Genomic DNA, 17409 nt, shown 5'->3' with positions numbered 1-17409 from the left:
GGAAGTATTGCGGAATTGGTACACGCACTGGACTGCCATCCAGTATCCATTAAGGACTTGTGGGTTCAAATCCCACTACTTCCTAAACAGTGACTGAGCCTTTAGAAGAGTAGGAAACTTCTATGCCACAGCTAAACAATGGTAATGGATATTCTGCCGAATGGCTATGTATCCGCTCTCTGTGCAAGATAATTCGGAAGTGGTTCACGTCCGTACTTGCTAGGCATGGTGTACGCGGCCGTGGCTATGGGATCTGTAGCAATGCCATATCCCGTGGCTTGCAGGGTGCTTCCGTTAAGACCTTGCGAAAGTTAAAGGGACTTGATCAAAATGCAAATGTTCGCGATCATGCGTCTTTTGCTGAACTCGTAGCATGGACTTTGGCTGAAATTCTCGGCGGTGTGCGCATTCTGAAGCAAAATAGTCACGGTAATGCTCAATGTGCTGCTGTCTGCTATGACACCGCCAAGCATGTTGCACAAATGGCTGACGCACTTTTGGGGAATTCCACATCGGAAGCCCCGTAGAGCCACACACTCAGTTTCTTCTTGAGTTGTTTTCTTGTTCTGGGTCTCTGTCGAATCAAGAGAGACCCAGCTCTTATTCTTGGCAGAATTACCGCCACTCAAGATTTTGTCTTTTCCCAAGCCCCCTCAGCACCACCATCCGCCTCGCTAGACTGGAACCAAACCGCCCGATCGCTGGGGAATTCGCCATGACCCTCGCCGCCACAAGCCCGCCTACCGTCCTTGCCGATCCGCCGTTAGACCAGTGGTTGCCCGCCACCTGGGATGAATTCCTCGCAATTGCCAATGACCCCACCGCCCCACCCGATCGCCGCAGCTACTACTACAACGGCCGGATGCGCTTTGAGATGACTCCTTTAGGCCATGACCACGCTCGCCAAAACCTGCCGCCCACCGACATTGTGGCGTTCTATGCCTTGGTACGGCAGATGCGAGTGGTGCGCTACTTGAACGTGAGCTTGCGAAAAACCGGCGCTCAAGAATGCCAGCCCGATTTATCGGTCTATGTGGGCGATCGCCCTGAGTGGCCACCCAAAGGCAACGAACCGATCGACCTCGATCGCTTTGGGCCGCCGGACTTGGTGGTGGAAGTGGGAGCCAGTAGCTTCAACGACGATCTCGGCCCCAAACGCTTGCTCTACGAACAATTGGGCGTGCGGGAATATTGGGTGATCAACGCCAATGAGCGACAGGTGATTGCCTTCGCGATCGCCGATCGGGGCAGCCGGGCGATCGAGGAATCCCAGGTGTTGCCGGGGCTATCGATGGTGATCGTCGCGGAGGCCTTGGAACGCACCGATCGCAACGACGATGCAGACACAATCCGTTGGCTAATGGAACAATTCCAGGCGATCAATTCCTAGGATTAAGTAGCGAAATCAATCGGCAATTGCTGCTAGGTCGCAAAGTCCGATCGCCAGATGTGTACCGCTCGCTTGGCTAGTTGTTTTTGGCGATTCGCCAGCGCATTCGGAGTCCATTCTTCAGCCAAAATTCCTTGAGTTAGGCGATAGGTGCTCGTTGGATAAACATCCCGCTTGATGGCGTAAGGCCGGTTCCCAATTTGTCGATTCAGAGGTGGCTCCAGGGGAGTTAAATTGCCCAATCGGTACACCATATCAGTGATTTGAGCATCGGTAAAATCATCGAGCCAATCCTGCTCCGGTGATTCGGGCAAAATATGTTCGATCGAAAAACTCTCTTCAACAATCTCTTGATTGGCTGCGTCATTTTCGAGCTTCCACAGAATATAGCGAGCCAGTTTTTTCTGCTGCCCTCTCGTAGCAACCGTCAGCAGCTCAAAGTCCTGTGCAAATTTTTCATCGGAAACATAGACCGATCGCAATTGTTCAAAGACTTGTTTAGGAGTTGTAATTTCTGAGTTTTGAATCGCGATCGCAACCTGGTTATAAACCTTCTCTAGTTCGCTGGGATTCAGACCACAAACAACCGTATATCGAAAAGACAGAATGCTAATCAGCTTCAGAAGTCGTGTGAAGTCCGCATCAGAAAATTTGCCGTGAGCAGCAAATAAAATCGGATAAGCTTGCTTTACCCGAAACAACTCTAATTCTCGAATGTAGGCCCGATTGGCAGGTGTTTCGCGCCAAAAATCATCCTGGGCATTGCCAAGAGCAACAAATAAGCTGCTATAGCTTTCGAGTCGATCTAGCAAGTCAAATACCTGATAACCATCTTTGACCGATGCTCGAACCATTTTGAAGAGTCGCTCTCGCCTAACCCATGGTTGTTCGAGACTGAGATAGTATCGTAAGAATTCAGGAAATTTCTCCATCCGCACGGTGCTGATCATTTGCTGCCATTGGCGCTGTGCTGCTTGCAAGTCATCTGGGCCTCGCAACAATGAGAAGAGATAATTTTTGAGTAAATCTGTTGAACTAAGTTCTAGCCCCCGAGCATTTAAGGTCTCGAATACTGTGTAAGCATTTAGTTCATCTTCTACGTTGATTTGAATAAATAACAGCCGACGGGCAACAATATCTGTGAGAAAATCAACTAGTTTCTCCCCATCATTGATTACCTCCAGTTGTTGACTCATTTGAATGGAAAAATAGTCAAAAGCCTGCCAGATTAGCTGATTGGATTTCGCGAAAGATCGAATATTTCTTGGTTTTCTCAGATTGATCAGATAATCTTGATAGAAGCCATCATTGTTGGCATTCAAACGAATTTTGCTTGAATAGCGCAATGATCTAGCATCTTTATCACTCAAGTAAGTACGTCTTAATATTTCTTGCCGCTCTTGATTTTCTTCAGGCTGAATATCTTTTTCTGCTAGTTGTTTTATTTTGTCAATCACCACAATCGCAATAATGCTTAGGGTCGCCAATCGCTGCTGTCCGTCAATAATGGTGAATTGCTGGTCAGATTCTCGAGAATTTTGCAGAACGATCGCCCCCATGTAGTGGCTAGTGTTGGGATTCTGATGCAAGCCCAAAATATCTTGCCAGAGGTCTTCCCAATTCTCTTCAGTCCAAGAGTAATCACGCTGAAATAGTGGAACTTGATAACGTTTACCATTGCCCAGTAGGTCGCCAAAACTGGCGGTGCGGGTATCAAGCAGGTGAATCGGAGCCATAGATTAGGTCGAGCGCTATTTTTTGTTCCTACTGCTGAAATTATAGGAATTTACGAATTGGGCAAAACGATCGCCTGTTGTACCCAGCCTGTGTGATCGCTAACCAGGACAGTTGAGCGATCGATTCCTAGGGATAGTTAACGACAATTTCAGCGGTCTCGGAGTCGGGGTTACACGGGGCGATCGCTCCGTCGCCATACCAGCGCAGGGCCAAGTCACCGAGCTGATCCAAGACCTGCACCAGTTCCAGCCCCCGATCGGTCAGGCCATAGCTGACTTGGGGCGGCACGGTCGCTTCGTAGTGGCGATAAATTAGCCCCTCACGCTCCAGCCGCCGCAGCCGTTCCGTGAGCACTTTGGTGGAAATGCCCTTCACTTGCCGCTTCAAAGCTCCAAAGCGGATCGGCCCCTTCGTCGTCATCACCCACAACAGGTATAGCGTCCAGGGGCCAGACAAGATATCCATCAACAGACTGACGGGGCAGCACTTCACTTCTTTGGAGGGGCGAGGCATGGGCAGGCAGTTCCAGACTCAATTTTGGGCGTAAAAAGGAAGCTAGTTACTTTTAGGTTCCTACTTTACTTTAGTTGGCATTGACTTCTAGGATCGACGCTACGGGCCGAGGCCGCTCGTTTCCAGTCCGTATTGAGGTTTTTATGACGACGATCTCAGTGGTCTACTTTTCGGGATCTGGGCACACCCATCTGATGGCGGAATCGGTGGCGTGGGGAGCCAGCCAAGTGGACGGTGTGACGGCCGAGTTGCTGCGGATTACGGGTGCGCAAATTACCGAGGGGCGTTGGAAAGATCCGGAGATGCTGGATGCTTTGACCCGATCGGATGCGATCGTGTTTGGGTCGCCCACCTACATGGGCGGCGTGGCGGCCCAGTTCAAGGCGTTTGTGGATGCGGCCAGCTCAGCTTGGTTTGCCCAACAGTGGAAGGACAAAATCGCTGGCGGGTTCACCCACTCCGGCTCCCCCAGCGGCGACAAGCAGGGCACGCTGCTGTATATGGCGATTAACGCGGCCCAGCACGGGATGATCTGGGTGGGGGCGGCTGAAATGCCCAGTCAATACGTGGGCAGTGATGAGGGGGTGAATCGCCTCGGGTCGTATTTGGGGGTGATGGGTCAAAGCGATCTGAATCCCAATGGTGGTGAAGCGATCGTTCACCCAGGCGATCGCTTAACGGCTGAGAAATATGGTCAGCGGATTGCCACGATCGCCCAGCGCCATCGCGGCAGCTAGAGCAAGCTATCTAATTCATCGAAAGGAAATGAATCGGGGCGATCGACTGGGACAAAGCGATTGCCCTGTTCATTTCTGGTGAATTGGGGGCGATCGCACTTAACAGGTTTAATGTTCTGCTAACCCAAGGATCGCATCAATAATCGCTATGATGGCAATAGCTTGACTAGCGATCGCGTAGCATTTCTAATTCTATCGAGAAGAACTATGCGCTTTATCAATCCTAAAACTGATTATGCTTTCAAAAAAATCTTTGGCTCCGAGCAGAGTCAGGATATTTTAATTAGCTTTCTGAATGCGGTTTTATATGAGGGAAATTCCACCATTCGCGAGCTGGAGATTCTCAATCCTCATCTTGGGCCACGAATCCGTGGCTTCAAAGATACTTATCTCGACATTAAAGCAATGATCGCCGACAGTCACGGCCAAACCGAGACGGTGATCATTGAAATGCAGGTCTTAAATGTCGAAGGTTTCCAAAAACGCATTCTCTACAATGCTGCCAAAACTTACAGTAATCAATTGGCGATCGGGGATGGTTATACGGATCTGCAACCGGTGATTGCGCTCACGATCGTTGATTTTGAGATGTTTCCTGAGCTAGATCAACTCATTTCGCGCTTCGTTCTCAAAGAGAGAACCTATCTGACTGATTATTCATCAATCTATGATATTGAGCTGGTGTTCATTGAATTACCCAAATTCCAAAAAGAACTTCCAGATCTAGAAACCTTGATGGATAAGTGGTTGTATTTTTTGAAAGCTGCCCGAAAGCTGGAGTCTGTGCCACCCAGCATGGAAGCGGTTCCGGAGATTCAAAAAGCTTTTGCGATCGCAAACCAAGCCAACCTGAATGCTCAAGAGCTTGATGAGCTGGAGCATCAGGAAATTTTCATTCAGGATCAGCGTAATTCAATTAGAAAAGCTCTCAGCCAGGGCATCGAGCAGGGCATCGAGCAGGGCATTGAGCAAGGAAAACTGGCGGCGCAACGGGCGATCGCCCGACAGTTGTTGGGTGTGTTGGATGATGAAGCGATTAGTCGCACAACGGGTCTTGATCTGGAGGCGATCGCCCAACTCAGGATTGATAACTCGCTAAACTCCTAAAACTCATGTCTACCAGAGCTTTATGGTCGCAATAGTGGTGTGTTAGATTTCATCGGTCGCAGGAAAGTACCTTTTGAAGATGTCCTCCAAGTTGTCATAGAATCCCCACCCCATCCTATCTGTGCTTTTAACAATGCGCAGGGCACGCGCCTCATACTCATTAATCAAGTTTTCGCTCGCTGCAAGTTCTGCAGCTCGCTCGAAGAGATCCTCGAAGGATATATAGTACTCTTCATTGATGTCTCCGTAGGCAGCGGTAAACTCCACCCCAGTTTCGACACAGTAATAGATAAAATCGATCACCTGCTTCGGGCTGATGGCCTCGGCTTCGACACGTTGCAACATACGAAAGACAATTGATGGACTGCCGTTTCCGAACCCACGTTTGGGAAAAAACTCAGCTCGGACTTCCGCCTTATAGTCATCAAATTCAGATATTGGTGTAGTGGGGTCAAACTTGGCAATTAGGAAACGCTCAACAGGAGGATTGCGCTTTGCCAAATCAAGCAAAATTTGCACGAGTTCTTCTTTTGAGCAAGCTTTGAGATAAGTTTGAATAGTTTGTGCTTGCATACAATATGAGCCTAGACAAGGCAGCTAATTATGTCTTCAACCGCGAGTATAGGATAACTGTCCTTGGATGGGTATCGTCAAGCAACTGCGGTTTCAGCTCAGGATGATGGGGGTTATTTAGTAGTGCCTGTGGAGTAATGATGCTAACCTGGCAGCAGTAATCTATGACTTCAGTTCATGCCTGCTTGCCCTCAATGCCAATCCAGCCACACGGTCAAAAATGGTCGCATCCACAACGGCAAGCAACGCTTCAAATGCAAAGCCTGTGGCCGACAGTTCATTGAGCACCCTACTCAGAAACGAGTCACACCCGAGCAGATTGCGCTCATTGATCGTCTGCTCCTAGAGCGCCTTTCCCAAGCAGCCATTGCGCGGGTCGCGCAGGTTTCTGAATCTTGGATCGAATCTTATGTGGCGGTTGCAGGTGGTCGCACTTTGCGGGCCAAGAAACCAGATTGATCAATTACCTAGCAACAATTGAGTCATGCATTTGAGTCATGCATTGCGTTAGCGGATCTGTCGTTTGGTTTGGCGAACCCTGTCTTTTTCCCGTCACGAAGCAGCAAGCTAGCAATTGATTGATCACCACAATGCCCCTTGTTGATCGCTTGATGACTCATCATTACTTCACAGGCACTACTAAATTTTTCGTTTCCCTGAGTGGCAGGCTCTGGCCCCTTGATGTTGTGGTTAATTGGCGGAACCAGCGATAGCCGTACCCTTGCCCAAGCCCTCGATCGCGCTGGTTTGCCCTGGATTGCCACGGTGGTGAACCCGGCGGCCGCGCGGCTCTATGACGGCTTAAACGGTGTGGTGCGATCGGGCGCGTTTGCTCCTGCTGACCTCATGCCCTGGCTAGCCGATCGCGCCATCCGGGGCATCATCGACGCATCCCACCCCTTCGCCACGGAAATTTCCCAGCAGGCGATCGCCGCCGCCGCCCTTCGCTCAATTCCCTATCTGCGATTTGAGCGGCCCGCCATTCCCCTGGAGCCGCCAGCCCTGAAATTGCCCAATCTAGCCGCCGCATTGTGCGATCGATTCCTGCGTGATCGGCTGGTGTTGTTCACTTTGGGGGTGAAGGCCTTGCCGCAGATTTTGCCCTGGCGCGATCGGGTGGCGGCTTTGTGGGTGCGGGTGTTGCCGGAGTCCGTGGCCCAGGCGATCGCCCTCGGGTTCGATCGCTCAGAGGTGATTGGCCAGCGCCTGCCGGTGGATCCGGCCCAAGAGCGAGCCGACTGGCAAAATCGGGCGATCGAAGTGGTTGTTACCAAAGCAGCCGGGGCAGCAGGGGGGCTGGATCTCAAACAATCTTTGGCAAGGGAATTAGGCGTGCAGTTGCTGGTGATCGATCGCCCTTCGATTGTCTATCCTGCGCAAACTGATCAAATTGATGAAGTGGTGGCGTTTGCCCATCGGGCGATCGATCTTAGGTCATCCTATTGAGATCGTTTGCTAGTATTTCTAATTACCTTGTGTATCGATTCCAAAGACGACTCATCGCATGTTCTGGTTGTTCATCCGATTTCAGAGTTTCTGCTGGAATTTTTCCCATTTGTTTACAATACTGAACATACTCAGTTGATGCTAGCCTTAACCAGTGAGTTAACCGTTGCAAGCCAAAATCAATAGCTGTTTTGGAATTAGTAGCTTGATAGTAACTAATTTCAAAATTTCTTGCAAATCCATGAATTCGGTCAGAATATTTAAAAGAATGAACTAATGGGCATCGATAAAATCTATAAATAAAGGCTCCATATTCGTATTCTCTCGCTATTTTATTAAGACTAGAATTCTCAAGAATTAAAGGACACTCTATTTCAAGCTCTGAAATTGAAAGATCGAGATGTGATTTTGGAAATTGATAAGGATCATCTTCGTTAATACGCTTTCTCAGTAATAAATTAGCAAGCTCTTGATCTTCTAAACTTTTAGCATTTTCTTTCCAATCTTCTGCAAAACAAATAACAGCAATTTTGCTGGAACTTGAATCTCGGCTTGCAAAGGTTTTTAGAAATTCAGAAAATCTTCTAGCTTCTGAAATTTCTTGACCATAACTCTCCCTGAGTTGAATTGCTTCATCAGGAAAATCTTGAAGCCAGATTTTTGACAACGCATCAATTGCTGTAGTTATAATGATTTTTGCATCTATTTGACTTTTTAGTACTTGGCAAAGACTTTCTGCAATATCAGCTCTAGTGTGAAAATATTGCTCAAATTGAGTTGAATCTTCCATTTTCATGAAATATCCGTCTTTTTAAGTTGGTAGTTCGGAAAATAATTGATGTTTTTGAAATTGAAAATACTTAAATGCGCGTCTTTCTGGTTTTGAATCAAATCGCTGGTAGTGCCTGTAAGGTGATGACTTTTGGTGATTGATCGCTTACTCCGTAAGGCTTTCATTAGCTCATTATTACTGAATTACGACACTAACAAATCGCTTAAGTTGCGGATCGTCAGTGGACAGTATTTATTTTATATGATACTACCACGATAGAAATTGAAATTTATAGTTAATATTGTTTTGAAAGAGCGCCTTATCTGTAGCTGCTCAGGTTTGGTAGCTTTCGCTCTATTGCTTCAAATATCATGGAAAACATCAGAATTAAGCGATTTCGGGCGATTTTTGAATCTCGCCTAGAAACCTTAAGCCATTTGCTGGATATTGCCGATTCTCACTTTGTCACCGATCGGGCTGCCCTCTTTCAGCTTCGGCTTGCACCCGACATGCTGCCCTTTGGCACACAAATCGCCTTTACCTGTAACCAGCCGCGTAACTTTGCCCTTTGGTGCGCTGACCAACCCGCTAGCAACTTGAACCCCGAAGTGACCACCTTGGAAACTGCTCGGGATTACATCACCTCCACCCGAGAGTTGCTGAGTCAGATTAACGCCGGAGATGCCAAACTCTCAGAAATTCATCGCATTGACCTAGGAGAAGGCCTATCGCTGGAGCTGCCAGGATTAGCCTATGTGGATGATTTTTTGATGCCGAACTTCTACTTTCACCTAACTACAACCTATGGCATTTTGCGGATGGCTGGTGCTGCAATTGGGAAGCGAGATTTTATGATGCACCTCATGCCCTTTGTGAAACGGGATCCCAGTTGCTAGCGATCGACCAATCTATTGGATGCTAACGGCGAGACTGAGCGAGCCGGGGCGGCTTGGTGGCCGGGTGGCAATTGCCCGATCGCCCCTTTCGCCGGACAATGGGGACTTTGAGAGCAATCCAAACCCAGGAGGCGGGCGTGACTCAAGCATTCGACTACGACTTGTTGATCCTCGGAGCCGGAGTCGGCGGCCATGGTGCAGCACTGCACGCCGTCGCCTGCGGCCTGAAAACCGCGATCGTGGAAGCAGCCGAAATGGGCGGCACCTGCGTTAACCGGGGTTGCATTCCTTCCAAGGCCTTGCTGGCGGCTTCCGGCCGGGTGCGCGATCTTCGCAATGCCGCACACCTCAAAGCCATGGGCATCCAAGTGGGCGGCGTGCAGTTCGATCGCCAGGCGATCGCCGACCATGCCACTAATCTCGTGGGCAAAATCCAAGGCGACCTGACCAACAGCCTGAAGCGGATTGGCGTAGACATCATCCAGGGTTGGGGCAAGCTGCTGGCTCCCCAAAAGGTGGAAGTGAACACCGCCGACGGCAACCGCACGATCACCAAAACGATCAGCGCTCGCAATATTTTGATTTCTACGGGGTCGGTGCCCTTTGTGCCGCCGGGGATCGAGCTGGATGGCAAAACGGTGTTCACCAGCGATGAAGCGGTGCGGCTGGAATCTGTGCCCCAGTGGGTGGCGATCATCGGCAGCGGCTACATCGGGCTGGAATTCTCCGATGTGTACACGGCTCTGGGCGCGGAAGTGACGATGATCGAAGCCCTCGATCAACTGATGCCCGGTTTTGATCCGGACATTGCCAAGGTGGCCAAGCGGACGCTGATCGATCAGCGCGACATCGAAACCTATACCGGCGTGTTTGCTACCAAGATCACCCCCGGCGCGCCGGTCACGATCGAACTGACCGACGCGAAAACCAAGGAAGTGGTGGACGTGTTGGAGGTGGATGCTTGCTTGGTGGCTACGGGTCGCCGCCCCGCCACGGCCAATATTGGTCTGGAGAATGTGGGTGTGGAAACCAACCGCCCCGGCTTCATTCCCGTCAATGGCAAGATGCAGGTGCTGAAGGATGGCGAACCGGTGCCGCACCTCTGGGCGATCGGGGATGCGACGGGACAAATGATGCTGGCCCACGCGGCTTCGGCCCAGGGCGTGGTGGTGGTCGAAAACATCTGCGGGCGCGATCGGGAAGTGGATTACCGCAGCATTCCCGCCGCCGCCTTCACCCACCCCGAAATTAGCTTCGTCGGTTTGACGGAACCCCAAGCCAAGGAACTGGGCGAGGCAGAAGGCTTCAGCGTCGGCACGACCCGCACCTACTTCAAGGGCAACTCCAAGGCCGTGGCCGAGGGCGAAGGCGACGGCCTGGCCAAGGTGATTTTCCGCAAGGATACGGGCGAAGTGCTGGGCGCACATATCTTTGGCATCCACGCTTCGGACTTGATCCAAGAGGTGGCCACGGCGATCGCCCAGCGCGATTCCGTGAAGAACCTGGCCTTTGTGGTGCACGCTCACCCGACCCTCTCGGAAGTGATCGACGAAGCCTACAAGCGCGCCGAGCGGGAACTGGCTGAGGTCTAGAGCGAGCCATGCATAATCCTGAACTGGGGGAAGTCGTCTACGATCGCGACGGTCTCCGCAGCGTCCACAACCACGAATTCATGGACGATCCCGCCTTCCAACGGGCCTACGCGCGCGGCGTGCAGGCCGTGGGCTGGGATTACCAATGGCATTGGCGCGTCCATGTGGGTCTGTGGGCGGCGGCCACGGCGGCCCAACTGCCGGGGGACTTTGTGGAATGCGGCGTGAATCACGGCTTCCTCAGTTCGGCGATTATGAACTACCTGGATTGGAACCGGGGCGATCGCACTTTCTATTTGCTCGACACGTTCCAGGGGCTAGATCCCAAGTACGTGTCTGAGCACGAACGGGCCGGCGGCATCCTCGACAAAAACCGCGAGCTGCTCGACAACGGCTTTTACGTCAGCGGTGTGGAGTCCGTGCGCCGCAACTTCAGTGAATGGCCCAAAGCCAAAATCATTGAAGGATCGATTCCGGAAACCTTGCCGCAGATTGATTCTGAGGTGATCGCCTTTGTCCACATTGACCTGAACTGCTCACCGCCGGAAGTGGCGGCCTTGGAGTTTCTGTGGCCGCGACTCGTGCCGGGAGCGGTGATTTTGCTGGATGACTACGCCTACAACGGCTATCGCCCGCAGAAACTGGGAATGGATGAATTTGCGCGCCAAAAACAGGTGGCGATCGCCTCGTTACCCACGGGCCAAGGGTTGCTGATTCGCCCGCCCGATCGACCCTCAGCACCGGGGACAGCGGCCGTTGCACCTGCGGCAACCATGGTGATTTTTTAGCCTAAGCTCCCGGTTGGCGGTGGCTAGGAATCAGAATCAGTGACCAGTAGGGCACGGCGGCCGGGTCTACCTGGTCGATCGCCTGGATTTGTTGCTGCGGTAGGGTTGCCCGTTCGATGTAGATCGATCGCCCCGTTAGCCCCAACTCATCGAGCACCGATCGCACCTTCCCAAAATGCCGCCCCAGTTTGATAATCACCGCCGCATCGGTTTGGGCCAGGCGATCGCGCAGGGTCGGGCGATCGAGCGTGGCCGGCAAAATCGTCAGCACATCTTGGCGATAGGTCAGGGGTACTTGGGCCATATCCGCCGCCGCCAGGGTGGAGGAAATGCCCGGTACTAGCTCTGTGGGGAAGCGATCGCCCAGTCGATTTAGCAAATACATGAACGAACCGTAGAGCATCGGTTCCCCCTCGCAGAGCACCGCCACATCGCGCCCCGCTGCCAGGTGAGCCGCAATCTCCGCCGCGCCGCGATCGTAGCCCGCCGCCGCCGACTCCTGAGGGCTGAAGGGCAGGACGATCGGGACTTCAATTTGCATCGGTTGCAAGAACGCCGCCACGATCGCCCGCGCCACCGAGCCGCCATCGGCCGCCGCCGGATAGGCCACCACCGGCACGGTCGTTAGAATTCGGTACGCCTTTAGGGTCAGCAATTCCGGGTCGCCCGGCCCCACGCCCAGGCCGTAGAGCTTGCCCGTCACGCTTCCAGCTCCTTCGCCAGGGCATTCACCGCCGCCGCCGCGATCGCACTGCCGCCCCGCCGCCCATGCAGCGTGATGAACGGCACACCGCGCGAATTGGCCGCCAATTCCGCCTTCGACTCCGCCGCTCCCACAAATCCCACCGGGAAGCCCAAAATCAGCGCCGGTTTTGGCCAACCCGCATCCAGCAATTCCAGCAGGTGAAACAAAGCCGTGGGCGCATTCCCGATCGCCACCACGGCCCCCGCCAAGTGGGGCCGCCACAGTTCCACCGCCGCTGCCGATCGGGTGTTGCCCATTTCCTGGGCCAGCGGCCGCACTGCTGGATCGCCCAGGGTGCAGATCACCGGATTCGTGGCCGGCAATCGATCGCGGATGATGCCCTGCACCACCATTTGCGCGTCGCAAAGGATCGGCGCACCGGCCGCCAGGGCCGATCGGCCGATCGTCGCTGCACTGGCCGTGGCCTGTAAATCCGTCACCAAATCCGTCATCCCGCAAGCATGGATCAGCCGCACCGCCACCGGCTGCAAATCCGTGGGCAATTGTGCCAAATCCACCTCCGCCCGAATCGTGGCGAAGGACTGTTCATAAATGGCTTGACCATCGCGCAGGTATTGCAAAGCAGGGCGATCTCAACAGCGCAAAAACAGGTTAAGACTGACCCAAGGGGATGGTTTCCTGAGCCGATGGATGGGGTTGAATGGGCCCAAGACTCAGCCGGTCAGCTTGTTCAGAATATCAGGCGAATTCGATCGCGGATCCGGCAACTGCTGAATTCTGGGTCAGCAGTCCTTGGGTAACTCCATGGGCAATGGCCTGCGGCCACCGATTCAAGACCAGTCCAAAAGAGGATAGATTCGGATGATTGAAGCGGTTCTCGGTAATCCTTTTAAATGTATTAATTAATACCTAAAATAGGACATTAATTCCGTAATTCCCTTGGCAGTGAGAAGATCAGCAAAAGCAATAAAACCCAATGCGGACTGAGATTAATCCATGCCTTTGGGTTGACTGTGGGGTTCGATCGGGCAAGTCCAATCTGCCCCCCACTGGAGACTTCTGATTAGACTGAAGCAGTTGCTAAAAATTATTGAAGAAAAGATGCAACGAACGGTAAATGCTCCCCATGTTGGAGTAGGGATCCTGTGGCTGCTCATCTCAATTGGCTGAATATGCGCGATGTGGCTTGGTTGCTGGGGTGCTCGGGACTCGTGTTTCTGATGCAGCCTGGTTTTATGTGTTTGGAATCGGGCATGACCCGATCGAAAAACAGCATTAATGTGGCGGCCAAAAACCTATCAGATTTTGGCATTTCGGCACTGCTCTACTGGTTGTTTGGATTTGGGGTGATGTTTGGCCCCTCTTGGTGGGGTTGGATGGGCCATGACTACTTTGCCCTATCGGTGGAATCGCAGCCTCAACTGGCAGCTTTTTTAATTTTTCAATTAATGTTTTGTGGCACTTCCACCACCATTATTTCCGGTGCGGTGGCGGAACGAATGCGGTTTTCGTCTTATCTAATCGTTTGTTTCCTTTGTTCAGGATTGATCTATCCCCTGTTTGGCCATTGGGCTTGGAAGGGAATGGAAATTGTGGGCGCAAGTCCTGCCGGCCAGGGGGTGGGCTGGTTGCGATCGCTCGGGTTCTATGACTTTGCGGGTTCCACAGTGGTGCATAGCGTGGGGGGCTGGATTGCCCTGGCCACGCTGTTGGTGGTGGGGCCGCGCTGGGGGCGCTATGACGAAGCCACCCGGCAGCACAAAATCAGCGGGTCGAATCTGCCCTTTTCCATGCTTGGGGCCATGATGCTGTGGCTGGGCTGGTTGGGGTTCAATGGCGGCAGCACCCTGGCCCTCAATGAACATGTCCCGGCGGTGCTGGTGCATACGGTGATTGGGGGTGTGGCGGGGATGCTGGGCGGCGGGGCCCTGGGTTGGTACTATCGCCACCGGCCGGATGTGGAATGCCTGATCAACAGTTCCCTCGCGGGCATGGTGGCCGTGACGGCCTGCTGCAATGTGATTACGACCCCGATCGCCCTGGTGGTGGGGTTCACCGGGGCCGCCGTGGCCTTGGCGGTGGAATGGTGGCTCGATCGCCGCCAAATCGATGATGCGGTGGGAGCCGTGCCTATCCATGCGGGGGCTGGGGCTTGGGGCACGCTCTGTGTGGGGTTATTTGGGGATTTGAGCCAAATGCCGGGCGGTTTGGAGCGCCCCCAACAAATTGCCGTGCAACTGTTGGGCATTGGAGTTTGCGCCCTCTGGTCTTTTGGGTTGTCCTACGGGTTGCTGCGCTGGGTCGATCGCCTGCATCCCCTGCGGGTTTCCCTTGCGGAAGAACAGATGGGCCTGAACGTGGCGGAGCACCAGGTGAAAACGGAGGTCTATGACCTATTTGAGGTGATGGATCACCATGCTCGTCAGGGAGATTTGCACTTGCGAGTACCGGTGGATCCGTTCACGGAGGTGGGCTACATTGCCGAGCGCTACAACCAGGTGATGGATGCCTTGCAGGAAAAGTCCCAGGCGCTGGAGTCCCTGAATGCGAGCCTGGAAGCCCAGGTGCAGCAGCGGACGGCGGAGTTGGAAACCGCCAACCAGGAACTCCAGCGCCTGAACCGCCTGAAGGATGATTTGCTGGCAAATACGTCCCATGAACTGCGCACGCCCCTCAACGGCATCATTGGCTTGGCGGAGGCGATGCTGGATGACGATCGGGGAGGATTGAGCGATCGGGAACGGTCAAACCTGGACACGATCGCCGCCAGTGGCCATCGGTTGGCCAATTTGGTGAACGATCTGCTGGACTTTGCCAAACTGCAACACCAGACGATTGACCTGGCCCTGCGCCCTTGCACCTTGGCTGTGGTGGTGGAACAGGTGTTGCAACTGCACTACGACCAAGCGGAACGTAAGGGCTTGGCGCTGGTGAATGCCATTGATTTGGCTCTGCCGCCCGTGTTGGCGGACTTCAACCGGCTGCAACAGATTTTGCACAACCTGGTTAGCAATGCGCTCAAGTTCACCCAAAGCGGTGAGGTGATTGTTCATGCTCGCCGTTGGCAGCCGGACGCGGAACTGTTGCATCAGTTGCATCAGCCGCCTTCTGTCGATCCTGCCAACTCCCTAGATCCTCAATTGGGGGATCAGCAATTGGGTCAACAATTGGATCAATTAACGGGGGTGGTGATGCCCTCAAGCGCGATCGGGCAGGGTGCTCTGTTCGATCGCCCCGGATTGGATCCGGCAGAATCTGAGCAGTTTGAGCGGGAGCATCCTTCCGAGTCATCCCCGGAAACGGCTGCCCAAAAGTGGCTGGCCATTTCCGTCAGTGATACGGGCATTGGTATTCCCACAGAGGCGATCGAGCGCATTTTTGAATCCTTTGAACAGGCCGATCGCTCCACGGCCCGGGAATATGGCGGCACGGGGTTGGGGTTGGCCATTGTGCGGCAACTGGTGGAACTGCATGGGGGCAAAATTTGGGTGGAGTCCCGTCCCGAAGTGGGATCCATCTTTACGCTGACCTTGCCGGTGGCCCTGGAAGCGCCAGCCCTCACCTACGAAATGCCCAGCTTCCGGCGATCGCCCATGATGTTGCGCAAGCCTGCCCCCACCAATCCCAAACCGGCTCCCGAAGCCCCGATCGCACCGGAACCGATTACCCTGGCTCCGGCCACCGTGGAGGGCGATCGTCTCCTAGAAGCCCTTAGCCAGCGGGACACGGAACAGCTCTTGGCCAAGGCCAGCGCCGCCCGCACCCAACCCAATCAACGGTTCAAAATCCTGATGGTGGATGATGAGCCGGTGAATCTTCAGGTGCTGGAAAATTTCCTGTCCCAGGAGGAGTATGAAATCGTGACCGCCGACAACGGCCCTGCTGCCCTGGCCGTGTTGGAACAAGGGTTTCAGCCCGATGTGGTGTTGGTGGATGTGATGATGCCGAAAATGACCGGCTATGAGCTGACCCAGCAGTTGCGATCGCGCTATCCCGCCCACAAGCTGCCGATTTTGATGCTCACGGCCAAAAACCAGGTGGAAGACTTGGTGCAAGGTCTCGACTCCGGAGCCAATGACTACCTCACGAAACCCGTTTCCAAGAAGGAATTGCTGGCTCGTCTGAAAACCCATCTGCAACTGTCCCACATCAATATTGCCTACGGGCGGTTTGTGCCCCACGAGTTCCTGCGTCTGCTGAATAAACAGAGCATTTTGGAGGTGGAACTGGGCGACCAAGTGGAACGGCAGATGTCGGTTTTGTTTTCCGACATTCGATCGTTCACCACGATCACGGAAAACCTGTTACCGGCCGAGAGCTTCCGGTTCATTAACCGCTATTTGGCCCATATGGAACCGGCGATTCAGCAAAATGGCGGCTTCATTGACAAATTCATTGGCGATGCGGTGATGGCGCTGTTTCCGGAATCGGCCGATGACGCGGTGGCCTCCGCGATCGAAATGCGGCGAAATTTGGAAGTCTTTAACCGCGAACGACAACAGGCGGGCGAAGTGCCGATCGAAATTGGCATTGGCATCAACACTGGCCAAATGCGATTGGGAACAGTGGGCGGTAAAAATCGGATGGATGGGACTGCCATCAGTGACGCGGTTAACTTGGCGGCCCGGTTGGAAACCCTGACCAAGCGCTACCAAAGCAGCATCCTGATTTCCCACCACACGATCGCCCAGATGGAGGATCCAACGCGCTATCACCTGCGGTTTATCGATCGGTTACAGGTGACAGGCAAATCTCGGCCCGTGGCGGTGTTTGAGGCGATCGATGGCGATCCGTCCCCCATCCGCGACCAAAAACTTTCCACCATGGCCCATTTTGAGGAAGGTACTTGGCTCTATCACCGTCAAGAGTTCAAGTCGGCGGCCGTTTGTTTTGAGGAATGTTTGCGGCAATTTCCGGGCGATCGGGTGGCTCAAATCTATTTAGAGCGATCGGTTCATGCGGCCCTGCCCACTACGGATTAGGGAATCGCTCGATCGAGAATCATTCGCTCGATCGTTACCTCGCCCCGATCGTCGTGCCGGGAAGCTGAGCGGCCTATCGGCAGCTCCTGGAATCAAGCGAAAACGGTTGATTGTTCACGCCCCGATCGTCGTAACAAGGGGCTTCAGCCCCTTGCCCCTCACGATTTTGT

Annotated in this window: 15 protein-coding genes and 2 pseudogenes; 11 read left to right on the top strand and 6 right to left on the bottom strand. The window is 53.4% G+C overall.

From position 1 onward, the window contains the following. From ACZA91_RS07225 to ACZA91_RS07215, 3 genes and pseudogenes are all read left to right on the top strand, one after another. Positions 1 to 84 (top strand): annotated as a pseudogene (locus tag ACZA91_RS07225). Positions 85 to 122: 38 nt separating this feature from the next. Continuing rightward, entirely contained in the window at positions 123 to 527 is a 405-nt protein-coding gene (locus tag ACZA91_RS07220) for a hypothetical protein (RefSeq protein ID WP_190526410.1), read from the top strand. 188 nt (positions 528 to 715) lie between these two features. After that, positions 716 to 1390 carry a Uma2 family endonuclease gene (locus tag ACZA91_RS07215; protein WP_463185654.1) on the top strand — a complete coding sequence of 225 codons (675 nt, stop codon included), beginning with the start codon at positions 716 to 718 and terminating at the stop codon, positions 1388 to 1390. Positions 1391 to 1422: 32 nt separating this feature from the next. Here ACZA91_RS07215 and ACZA91_RS07210 read toward each other — a convergent pair whose 3' ends face one another. Together ACZA91_RS07210 and ACZA91_RS07205 are read right to left on the bottom strand one after the other, a co-directional pair. Further along, positions 1423 to 3126: a DUF262 domain-containing protein gene (locus tag ACZA91_RS07210; RefSeq protein ID WP_463185652.1), complete on the bottom strand. Its 1704-nt coding sequence runs from the start codon at positions 3124 to 3126 to the stop codon at positions 1423 to 1425. A gap of 127 nt (positions 3127 to 3253) precedes the next feature. Next, positions 3254 to 3640, bottom strand: coding sequence for a winged helix-turn-helix transcriptional regulator (locus ACZA91_RS07205; protein WP_463185650.1), 387 nt, complete (start codon positions 3638 to 3640; stop codon positions 3254 to 3256). A 143-nt stretch (positions 3641 to 3783) separates the two neighbouring features. Between ACZA91_RS07205 and ACZA91_RS07200 the strand changes: the two genes are divergently transcribed. Together ACZA91_RS07200 and ACZA91_RS07195 are read left to right on the top strand one after the other, a co-directional pair. Next, on the top strand, positions 3784 to 4377 hold the full coding sequence (locus ACZA91_RS07200; protein WP_463185647.1) for a flavodoxin family protein: 594 nt from the start codon (positions 3784 to 3786) through the stop codon (positions 4375 to 4377). Between the two features lie 207 nt (positions 4378 to 4584). After that, on the top strand, positions 4585 to 5484 hold the full coding sequence (locus ACZA91_RS07195; protein ID WP_463185644.1) for an Rpn family recombination-promoting nuclease/putative transposase: 900 nt from the start codon (positions 4585 to 4587) through the stop codon (positions 5482 to 5484). A gap of 42 nt (positions 5485 to 5526) precedes the next feature. Here ACZA91_RS07195 and ACZA91_RS07190 read toward each other — a convergent pair whose 3' ends face one another. Further along, positions 5527 to 6057 carry a DUF6155 family protein gene (locus ACZA91_RS07190; RefSeq protein WP_099533873.1) on the bottom strand — a complete coding sequence of 177 codons (531 nt, stop codon included), beginning with the start codon at positions 6055 to 6057 and terminating at the stop codon, positions 5527 to 5529. A gap of 177 nt (positions 6058 to 6234) precedes the next feature. Between ACZA91_RS07190 and ACZA91_RS07185 the strand changes: the two are divergent. Continuing rightward, positions 6235 to 6471 (top strand): annotated as a pseudogene (locus ACZA91_RS07185) (IS1/IS1595 family N-terminal zinc-binding domain-containing protein); the annotation flags it as partial. 246 nt (positions 6472 to 6717) lie between these two features. Then, positions 6718 to 7503 carry a precorrin-6A reductase gene (gene cobK / locus ACZA91_RS07180; protein WP_463185639.1) on the top strand — a complete coding sequence of 262 codons (786 nt, stop codon included), beginning with the start codon at positions 6718 to 6720 and terminating at the stop codon, positions 7501 to 7503. Positions 7504 to 7525: 22 nt separating this feature from the next. Here the strand turns inward: cobK and ACZA91_RS07175 are convergent, their stop codons facing one another. Further along, the gene (locus ACZA91_RS07175; protein ID WP_463185638.1) at positions 7526 to 8299 is read right to left on the bottom strand and encodes a hypothetical protein; all 774 of its coding nucleotides are present in this window, start codon (positions 8297 to 8299) and stop codon (positions 7526 to 7528) included. A 347-nt stretch (positions 8300 to 8646) separates the two neighbouring features. Here ACZA91_RS07175 and ACZA91_RS07170 point away from each other — a divergent pair, with 347 nt between their 5' ends. The 3 genes from ACZA91_RS07170 to ACZA91_RS07160 all read left to right on the top strand — a co-directional run bounded on the left by ACZA91_RS07170 (position 8647) and on the right by ACZA91_RS07160 (position 11551). Then, the gene (locus ACZA91_RS07170; RefSeq protein WP_190530793.1) at positions 8647 to 9171 is read left to right on the top strand and encodes a DUF1993 domain-containing protein; all 525 of its coding nucleotides are present in this window, start codon (positions 8647 to 8649) and stop codon (positions 9169 to 9171) included. A 137-nt stretch (positions 9172 to 9308) separates the two neighbouring features. Continuing rightward, positions 9309 to 10763, top strand: coding sequence for a dihydrolipoyl dehydrogenase (gene lpdA, locus ACZA91_RS07165; protein WP_463185634.1), 1455 nt, complete (start codon positions 9309 to 9311; stop codon positions 10761 to 10763). A gap of 8 nt (positions 10764 to 10771) precedes the next feature. Continuing rightward, a complete protein-coding gene (locus tag ACZA91_RS07160) occupies positions 10772 to 11551 on the top strand; it encodes a TylF/MycF/NovP-related O-methyltransferase (RefSeq protein ID WP_463185630.1) in 780 nt (259 codons plus the stop codon). A 1-nt stretch (position 11552) separates the two neighbouring features. Here the strand turns inward: ACZA91_RS07160 and cobI are convergent, their stop codons facing one another. Together cobI and ACZA91_RS07150 are read right to left on the bottom strand one after the other, a co-directional pair. Next, a complete protein-coding gene (cobI, locus tag ACZA91_RS07155) occupies positions 11553 to 12254 on the bottom strand; it encodes a precorrin-2 C(20)-methyltransferase (protein WP_463185627.1) in 702 nt (233 codons plus the stop codon). Continuing rightward, the gene (locus tag ACZA91_RS07150; protein WP_463185624.1) at positions 12251 to 12877 is read right to left on the bottom strand and encodes a precorrin-8X methylmutase; all 627 of its coding nucleotides are present in this window, start codon (positions 12875 to 12877) and stop codon (positions 12251 to 12253) included. Before ACZA91_RS07150 ends, cobI begins: the two co-directional genes overlap by 4 nt. Positions 12878 to 13402: 525 nt before the next feature. On the opposite strand from ACZA91_RS07150, the gene amt reads away from it, so the two are divergent. Beyond that, the gene (gene amt, locus ACZA91_RS07145) at positions 13403 to 17239 is read left to right on the top strand and encodes an ammonium transporter (protein ID WP_463185621.1); all 3837 of its coding nucleotides are present in this window, start codon (positions 13403 to 13405) and stop codon (positions 17237 to 17239) included. Positions 17240 to 17409: the final 170 nt, after the last annotated feature.

Source organism: Limnothrix sp. CMB-01 (genome assembly GCF_055193175.1).
The sequence above is the reverse complement of the archived record's forward strand: the minus strand, read 5'-3'. Positions and strand labels throughout refer to the sequence as shown.

What these genes read in the sequence shown, in the direction of transcription:
- ACZA91_RS07220 (WP_190526410.1), top strand. Translation starts at nt 123, where the DNA reads ATGCCACAGCTAAACAATGGTAATGGATATTCTGCCGAATGGCTATGT.
- ACZA91_RS07215 (WP_463185654.1), top strand. Translation starts at nt 716, where the DNA reads ATGACCCTCGCCGCCACAAGCCCGCCTACCGTCCTTGCCGATCCGCCG.
- ACZA91_RS07210 (WP_463185652.1), bottom strand. Translation starts at nt 3,126, where the DNA reads ATGGCTCCGATTCACCTGCTTGATACCCGCACCGCCAGTTTTGGCGAC.
- ACZA91_RS07205 (WP_463185650.1), bottom strand. Translation starts at nt 3,640, where the DNA reads ATGCCTCGCCCCTCCAAAGAAGTGAAGTGCTGCCCCGTCAGTCTGTTG.
- ACZA91_RS07200 (WP_463185647.1), top strand. Translation starts at nt 3,784, where the DNA reads ATGACGACGATCTCAGTGGTCTACTTTTCGGGATCTGGGCACACCCAT.
- ACZA91_RS07195 (WP_463185644.1), top strand. Translation starts at nt 4,585, where the DNA reads ATGCGCTTTATCAATCCTAAAACTGATTATGCTTTCAAAAAAATCTTT.
- ACZA91_RS07190 (WP_099533873.1), bottom strand. Translation starts at nt 6,057, where the DNA reads ATGCAAGCACAAACTATTCAAACTTATCTCAAAGCTTGCTCAAAAGAA.
- ACZA91_RS07175 (WP_463185638.1), bottom strand. Translation starts at nt 8,299, where the DNA reads ATGAAAATGGAAGATTCAACTCAATTTGAGCAATATTTTCACACTAGA.
- ACZA91_RS07170 (WP_190530793.1), top strand. Translation starts at nt 8,647, where the DNA reads ATGGAAAACATCAGAATTAAGCGATTTCGGGCGATTTTTGAATCTCGC.
- ACZA91_RS07160 (WP_463185630.1), top strand. Translation starts at nt 10,772, where the DNA reads ATGCATAATCCTGAACTGGGGGAAGTCGTCTACGATCGCGACGGTCTC.